We start from the raw sequence: 6,956 nt of genomic DNA on the forward strand, positions 1-6,956 counted from the left end.
TCGCGACGATCATCATTGTTGTTAACTTACTGGTGGATCTGATGTACGGCATTATCAATCCCCGCGTTCGTCACGCGAAATAGGAGGCTTCATGACACAACCTACTGTTAGTGTTCAGGGGCCACGCACACCGCTCGCCGAGTTCTGGTTTTACTTCCGACAGAATCGCGGCGCGGTGATGGGGCTCGGCTATGTGGTCTTCATTGTTTTGATGGCGATCCTTGCCGATGTGTTGGCACCCCATTCACCCACTGAACAATTTCGAGACTTCATTCTGACACCTCCAGCTTTTGCCGAGGGTGGGCAAGCTCAGTTCTTACTCGGCACCGATGGGGTTGGCCGCGACATTCTGTCACGCCTGATGCACGGTGCGCGGTTATCGCTGCTCATCGGTCTGGTCATTGTCATGGTGTCCATGATAATGGGCATCTGCTTCGGCCTGCTCGCAGGCTATTTTGGTGGCATTGTCGATACCACCATTATGCGTTTGAGTGACATCCTTCAATCGCTGCCGGCTCTGCTGTTGGCGATCGCTATTGTTGCGGTATTAGGTCCAAGCATCGTCAACTCCGGTTTGGCGCTGTCGCTGGTCTACCTGCCGCATTACATACGATTAACCCGAGCATCGACACTCGCGGAAAAGAACCGGGATTATGTCATTTCATCGCGTGTTGCCGGCGCTAATCCGTTGCGCCTGATGTTCATTACCATCCTGCCAAACTGTTTGGCACCGTTGATTGTTCAGGGCACTCTGGGCTTTTCCAACGCCATTCTCGACATGGCAGCGCTGGGTTTCCTGGGTCTGGGTGCACAACCACCCTCGCCGGAATGGGGCACCATGCTGTCTACCGCCCGAGAGTTCATTCAAAGTGCCTGGTGGGTGGTGACCTTCCCTGGTCTTATGATTCTGACGACCGTTCTGGCTTTCAACCTGATGGGTGATGGCCTGCGCGATGCTCTCGATCCGAAACTGAAACAATAGGAGACCGGTATGAGTTTGTTATCTGTTAAAAACCTGTCGGTCACCTTCGGGACCGGTGATAACCCGTTCCGTGCGGTTGACCGCGTCAGTTATGACGTCGATGCGGGCGAAGTTCTTGGAATCGTCGGCGAGTCCGGCTCCGGAAAATCGGTCAGCTCGCTGGCCTTAATGGGGTTGATCGATTTTCCCGGCAAAGTTTTCGCCGACCAGCTCGACTTCGAAGGCCAGAAACTGCTGGAAATGAAAGATAAAGCCCGTCGGAAAATCACCGGTGATGACATTGCGATGATTTTCCAGGACCCGATGACGGCCCTGAACCCCTGCTTTACCGTTGGCAACCAGATTATGGAAGCCATTGCCGTCCACCAGGGTGGCTCTAAAAAAGAACGCAAGGCAAAAGCCATTGAACTGCTCCGCCAGGTGGGTATTCCTGCGCCGGAAGAACGGATTAATGTTTATCCTCATCAGCTGTCTGGTGGGATGAGTCAGCGGGTGATGATTGCCATGGCCGTCGCCTGCGATCCAAAACTGTTGATCGCCGATGAACCAACAACCGCTCTGGACGTCACCATTCAGGCTCAGATTATCGACCTGCTGCTTGAGCTCCAACGCGAGAAAAACATGGGGCTGATCCTGATCACTCACGACCTGGCGCTGGTTTCTGAAGCCGCCGATAGAGTGGTGGTGATGTACGCCGGACAGGTTGTGGAAACCGGTCCTGCGGAGGAGTTGTTCCGTAATCCACAACACCCTTACACAGAAGCACTGCTGAAATCGCTGCCTGAATCCGCCGCCGGCAAAGCTCGCTTGGATGCCCTCCCGGGGGTTGTGCCCGGTGCCAACGACCGGCCTCAGGGTTGTTTGTTGAACCCTCGCTGTCCTTATGTTGAAGATAAGTGTCGACAGTCAGAACCGGAGTTGATCGCCACCACCGGGCGCCACGCTGTTCGTTGCTTTAAACCACTGACACAGGAGGATGCTGCCTGATGACTGCATCAGAAAAGAACATTGTGCTTCAGGGGTCTGAGCTCAAACAACATTACGAAGTGTCACAGGGTCCCTTTAAACCGAAAGGTGTGGTCAAAGCGCTGGATGGTGTGGATTTCAAAGTTGAAGCGGGCAAAACTCTGGCGGTGGTCGGAGAATCGGGCTGCGGTAAATCTACGCTGGCGCGCCAGTTGACGATGATCGAAACGCCAACCGCCGGACGCATTGAGTTCAATGGTAAAAACCTGCTGACGCTGACCGGCGAAGATAAAAAAGAAGCCCGGGAACGGATCCAGATTATTTTCCAAAACCCGTACGGTTCTCTGAACCCACGTAAGAAAATTGGTCAGATTCTCGAAGAGCCATTGGTTATCAACAGCGAAATGAATCCAGCCAGTCGCAAGGAGCGTGCGCTGTACCTGCTTGAAAAAGTGGGCCTGAAACACGAGCACTATGATCGTTACCCGCACATGTTTTCCGGTGGTCAGCGCCAGCGGATCGCCATTGCCCGCGGTTTGATGATGAACCCGAAAGTGGTCGTCGCGGACGAACCGGTCTCGGCGTTGGATGTGTCCGTTCAGGCGCAGGTTCTGAACCTGATGATGGACATTCAGAAAGAGTTCGGCCTGGCTTATATCTTCATCTCACACGACCTTTCCGTCGTTGAGCACATCGCTGATGAGGTGATGGTGATGTATCTCGGCCGCGTAGTGGAACAAGGTCCGACACACGAGATTTTCAGCCAGCCAAAGCATCCGTACACACGGGCGCTGCTGTCCTCTACACCACGCATTAATCCGGAACAGCGCATTGAAAAGATTCGCTTACCGGGTGAACTGCCGTCGCCAATGAACCCACCTTTAGGATGTGCTTTTCACGGACGGTGTCAGTACGCCAATGACCGCTGTAAGCACGCGACACCAGAACTGGTGGAAGACGATAAAGGCACTCTGATTCGTTGCTTTGGTTACGATGAAGGTCGTCTTGATTATCTGAACGAATAAGTTTCAGGCACAAAAAATCCCGCCTCGGCGGGATTTCTTTTATTTCACATATCAGTCCGTTGCTTTGCCAGCCTGGACTTCCGGCGATCTGAGGTCCTGAGCCAGCTTATCCAGCACACCGTTTACAAACCGATGGGCTTCATTCGCACCGAAGGTTTTAGACAGCTCGACCCCTTCATTGATAATCACCTTATAGGGAACGTCGATGCGATGCAGAAACTCATAGGCACCCATACGCAAAATCGCCAGCTCAACAGGTGTGAGGTCTTTCAGTGCGCGATCAATGTGTTTGTCTACATGACTGTCTAACTCTGATTTGGACGCAGCCACACCACGCAGTACTTCACTGAAATAGTCTTTATCGAACTTGCTGACGTCATTATCGGTGAGGAACTCCGCTTCGATCTGCGTCACAGACTGATCGGCCACATGCCACTGATACAATGCCTGCATCGCCAGGCGACGGGCTTTTCGACGCAAGGCCGGGTTCAGTTTCTGTCCGGTCATGTCACGCCCCTCCAGTCGGAATCTGTGCCATCAGGTTAACCATTTCCAGCGCCACTTCGGCAGCTTCAGCGCCCTTGTTGCCGGCCTTGGTACCGCTGCGCTCAATGGCCTGTTCGATCGAGTCGACGGTCAAGACACCAAACACGACCGGAATGTCTGCCGTCAATGCCACGCTGTTTAAACCACCCGCCGCTTCTCCGGCGACGTAATCGAAATGCGGCGTACCACCGCGAATTACCGCTCCCAGAGCAACAATGGCATCGTACTCGCCGGAATCCGCCAAGCGCTGACAAACGAGCGGCAGCTCATAGGCACCCGGTGCCTTCACCAGTGTGATCTGATCTTCGGCAATGCCATGGCGTTTCAGAGCATCAATCGCACCCTGTTGCAGATGATCTACCACAAAGCTGTTCCAACGAGTGACAACAATTGCATAACGGCCATCGTTAGAGGAAAAATCACCTTCAATAACTTTCATCGTATTCAATTCCTAACCTTCAGTTAACGGCTTCAAAGCCGGGTTCCCATGCTGACGCGTCAGTGGGATGAATCAGTGGCTGGCAGATCAGCGCTCAATAAACTCAACAACTTCCAGATCAAAGCCCGAAATTCCGCCAAACCGGGTTGGTGAACTCAACAAACGCATTTTACCAATGCCCAGATCGCGAAGAATCTGTGATCCGGTGCCAATGGTGTTGTAAGTGCCATACTTGTCCACATTCGGGTTTTTGGGCTGCTTCTTATTGCCGCTTAGCATGCACAATTCCGTTTCCACATCGATCGACTCCTGCACATCGAGCAGAACGACAACACCTTTGCCCTCTTCGGCGACTTTCGCCATGGCCGAATCCAGTGTCCAGCTGAGTCGGTTCGGTACCTGAACACCCAGCAGATCTTTCAGTGTAGACGTAACGTGCACACGCACCAACGTTGGTTCGTCTTCGGAAAACGGTCCGCCAACACTCAGTGCCAGGTGAGTACCGCCGGTAATGTCATCCCGATAGGCCCGCACCGAAAACTCACCGGACTTGGTCTGCAGCGTTGGCGCATCGATTTCGTGAATCGTACGTTCATTCAGAATGCGGTAATGGATCAGATCGGCAATGGTCCCGATCTTCAGTCCATGTTCCTGAGCGAAAAGCTTCAGGTCAGGTAATCGTGCCATCGTTCCGTCTTCGTTCATGATCTCGACGATGGCTGCGGCCGGTATCAGTCCGGCCATCCGAGCCAGATCACAACCGGCTTCGGTATGACCGGCTCGGCTGAGAACACCGCCGGGTTGCGCACGCAACGGGAAAATATGCCCTGGCTGCACGATGTCTTCCGGACTGGACTTCGGATCCACGGCAACCCGGATAGTCCGGGCACGGTCGGCGGCGGATATCCCGGTTGTCACGCCTTCGCTGGCTTCGATTGACACCGTAAACGGTGTGCCATGCGATGCCTGGTTCGCCTGAACCATCGGAGGAAGACCAAGAAAGTCACATCGGTCTCCAGTCAGGGTCAGACAGATTAACCCCCGGGCCTTAGACGCCATGAAGTTCACGATTTCGGGAGTTACTTTTTCCGCGGCTACGATGAGGTCACCCTCGTTTTCACGGTCTTCGTCATCCAACAGGATAACCATTTTTCCCTGACGGATGTCTTCGATGATTTCTTCAGTGGTGTTTAGAGACACGGCAGTCACTCTTTCAAATAGTGTTTGGTCAGACCGCAGACGGCTAGGTCTGTCGAGCTGCACGGATTATGTCGTCAACAGCGCTAAAATCAAGGGAAAGCGGGCAACAACTGCCAGCGAATGTCCTTTCCGACAAAGCGAACATCGTCAACATCAAAGCGATGGGCCTGTTTAAGTGAATCCAATCGAAAATCGGCTACGGGCCGGGTCGCGCCGCCAAGCATGATGGGTGCCTGATACAACCACAGCTCATCCAGCAGCCCCTGTTCGGCAAAGGCACCCGTTAAGGTTGCGCCGGCTTCGAGCCAAACACGGTTAAAGGCCTGCTGACCACACCAGGACAAAAACGCCGGCAAATCGATATGATCGTTGGCGGTTGCCATTTCCACCAACTCAAAACCGGCGGCCTGCAAGCGCTCTAATGACAATGGGTTGGCTTGAGCGCCATGGATGATGACCGTCCGTCCCGGAAGGGTCACGATAGTCGATGGCACCGGCGTGCGGGCCTGAGTATCCAAAATAATCCGAACCGGTTGACGATCGGCTCCATCTAATCGGACATTCAACGATGGATTATCGGCAACCACCGTTTCCACCCCAGTGACCACGGCGCAGCTATCGGCACGACCGGATTGCACATCCTGACGCGCTTCTGGCCCGGTAATCCACTGGCTGTCACCGTTGGCAAGCGCCGTACCACCATCCAAACTGGCCGCCATCTTGGCTACCAGCCAAGGACGCCCGGTGCGCATACGTTTCAGAAAGCCCCGGTTTAGCCGCTCTGCTTCAGCATTGAGTACGCCCGAGATGACCTCGATGCCTGCATTTCTGAGTTTTTCCAAACCCTGGCCGGCAACCTGAGGGTTCGGATCGGTCATGGCGCAGACGACGTTGGCAACACCGGCTTTAATCAGCGCATCGGCACAAGGCGGTGTTTTGCCGTAATGGCTGCATGGCTCTAAGGTGACATAGGCGGTCGCGCCACGAGCTTTCGATCCGGCCTCGGCCAGTGCGTGTACTTCGGCGTGAGGAGTACCGGCTTTGCGGTGATAACCGGAACCGACAAGCTCGCCGTCCCGCACAATCACGCAACCCACATTCGGGTTCGGTGTGGTGGTCCTGCGGCCTCGTGCCGCCAGCTTAAGCGCTTGAGCCATCCAAGCGTCGTGAGAGGTCATCGACATCACCATCAGTCTTTCTTTTCGAGCCGATCAATTTCACTGCGAAACTCGTTCAGATCCTGGAAACTTCGATAAACGGATGCAAAGCGAACGTAAGCCACCTGATCCAGCTCTTTAAGTTCATCCATAACAAAGTTCCCCAGGATTCTTGACGGCAGTTCCCGCTCACCAGTAGCGCGGATGGCCTGTTTAATCCGGGTAATGGCCGCTTCAATGTCTTCAACCGCCACCGGGCGTTTTTCCAACGCGCGTTGCAAACCCGCCCTAAGCTTCATTTCATCAAAGGGTTCGCGATTGCCGTTCTGTTTCACAATCCGAGGCATCACCAGTTCCGCCGTCTCGTAGGTCGTGAACCGTTCACCACAGACATTACACTCCCGGCGGCGACGCACCTGTTCACCTTCGGCGACCAGACGGGAATCGATCACCTTCGTGTCTTGGGTATTACAAAACGGACAATGCATGGTGTTTTCTCATTGATCGAACGGGGTGTGAGTGTAATCCGAAATGTTACAGAATGGAAAAATGTGATGCATATTTCAACAACGCAAATTGCGCCATATTTTACCGGAAAAACCGCTTGACTTTTCTCCGGTGGCTTAAAAAAGCGGTTGCGC

8 protein-coding genes are annotated in these 6,956 nt (G+C 53.9%); 3 read left to right on the top strand and 5 right to left on the bottom strand.

The window, feature by feature from the left end; translation table 11 throughout:
- The first annotated feature begins 91 nt into the window (after positions 1-91).
- From dppC to MED297_RS14530, 3 genes are read left to right on the top strand one after another with little or no spacing between them, the layout of a single operon-like run.
- Entirely contained in the window at positions 92-982 is an 891-nt protein-coding gene (dppC, locus tag MED297_RS14520) for a dipeptide ABC transporter permease DppC (protein WP_008046193.1), read from the top strand.
- Between the two features lie 9 nt (positions 983-991).
- Positions 992-1,969 carry a dipeptide ABC transporter ATP-binding protein gene (dppD, locus tag MED297_RS14525; RefSeq protein ID WP_008046194.1) on the top strand — a complete coding sequence of 326 codons (978 nt, stop codon included), beginning with the start codon at positions 992-994 and terminating at the stop codon, positions 1,967-1,969.
- The gene (locus MED297_RS14530) at positions 1,969-2,973 is read left to right on the top strand and encodes a peptide ABC transporter ATP-binding protein (protein ID WP_008046195.1); all 1,005 of its coding nucleotides are present in this window, start codon (positions 1,969-1,971) and stop codon (positions 2,971-2,973) included. Before dppD ends, MED297_RS14530 begins: the two co-directional genes overlap by 1 nt.
- A gap of 51 nt (positions 2,974-3,024) precedes the next feature.
- Here MED297_RS14530 and nusB read toward each other — a convergent pair whose 3' ends face one another.
- The 5 genes from nusB to nrdR all read right to left on the bottom strand — a co-directional run bounded on the left by nusB (position 3,025) and on the right by nrdR (position 6,803).
- Positions 3,025-3,480 carry a transcription antitermination factor NusB gene (gene nusB / locus MED297_RS14535; protein ID WP_008046197.1) on the bottom strand — a complete coding sequence of 152 codons (456 nt, stop codon included), beginning with the start codon at positions 3,478-3,480 and terminating at the stop codon, positions 3,025-3,027.
- Between the two features lies 1 nt (position 3,481).
- Positions 3,482-3,958 (bottom strand): 6,7-dimethyl-8-ribityllumazine synthase, encoded by a 477-nt coding sequence (gene ribH, locus MED297_RS14540; RefSeq protein WP_008046203.1) that lies wholly within the window; start codon positions 3,956-3,958, stop codon positions 3,482-3,484.
- 87 nt (positions 3,959-4,045) lie between these two features.
- A complete protein-coding gene (gene ribBA, locus MED297_RS14545; protein WP_040557271.1) occupies positions 4,046-5,158 on the bottom strand; it encodes a bifunctional 3,4-dihydroxy-2-butanone-4-phosphate synthase/GTP cyclohydrolase II in 1,113 nt (370 codons plus the stop codon).
- 89 nt (positions 5,159-5,247) lie between these two features.
- Complete coding sequence (gene ribD / locus MED297_RS14550; RefSeq protein WP_040557434.1) at positions 5,248-6,336, bottom strand: bifunctional diaminohydroxyphosphoribosylaminopyrimidine deaminase/5-amino-6-(5-phosphoribosylamino)uracil reductase RibD; 1,089 nt, start codon at positions 6,334-6,336, stop codon at positions 5,248-5,250.
- A gap of 11 nt (positions 6,337-6,347) precedes the next feature.
- Positions 6,348-6,803 carry a transcriptional regulator NrdR gene (gene nrdR / locus MED297_RS14555; RefSeq protein WP_008046209.1) on the bottom strand — a complete coding sequence of 152 codons (456 nt, stop codon included), beginning with the start codon at positions 6,801-6,803 and terminating at the stop codon, positions 6,348-6,350.
- Positions 6,804-6,956 lie beyond the last annotated feature (153 nt).

The sequence above is a fragment of the Reinekea blandensis MED297 genome (assembly GCF_000153185.1).
Taxonomy (GTDB): Bacteria; Pseudomonadota; Gammaproteobacteria; order Pseudomonadales; family Natronospirillaceae; genus Reinekea; species Reinekea blandensis.

Coding starts and splice junctions, on each gene's coding strand:
- dppC (WP_008046193.1), top strand. CDS start 92: ATGACACAACCTACTGTTAGTGTTCAGGGGCCACGCACACCGCTCGCC.
- dppD (WP_008046194.1), top strand. CDS start 992: ATGAGTTTGTTATCTGTTAAAAACCTGTCGGTCACCTTCGGGACCGGT.
- MED297_RS14530 (WP_008046195.1), top strand. CDS start 1,969: ATGACTGCATCAGAAAAGAACATTGTGCTTCAGGGGTCTGAGCTCAAA.
- nusB (WP_008046197.1), bottom strand. CDS start 3,480: ATGACCGGACAGAAACTGAACCCGGCCTTGCGTCGAAAAGCCCGTCGC.
- ribH (WP_008046203.1), bottom strand. CDS start 3,958: ATGAAAGTTATTGAAGGTGATTTTTCCTCTAACGATGGCCGTTATGCA.
- ribD (WP_040557434.1), bottom strand. CDS start 6,336: ATGACCTCTCACGACGCTTGGATGGCTCAAGCGCTTAAGCTGGCGGCA.
- nrdR (WP_008046209.1), bottom strand. CDS start 6,803: ATGCATTGTCCGTTTTGTAATACCCAAGACACGAAGGTGATCGATTCC.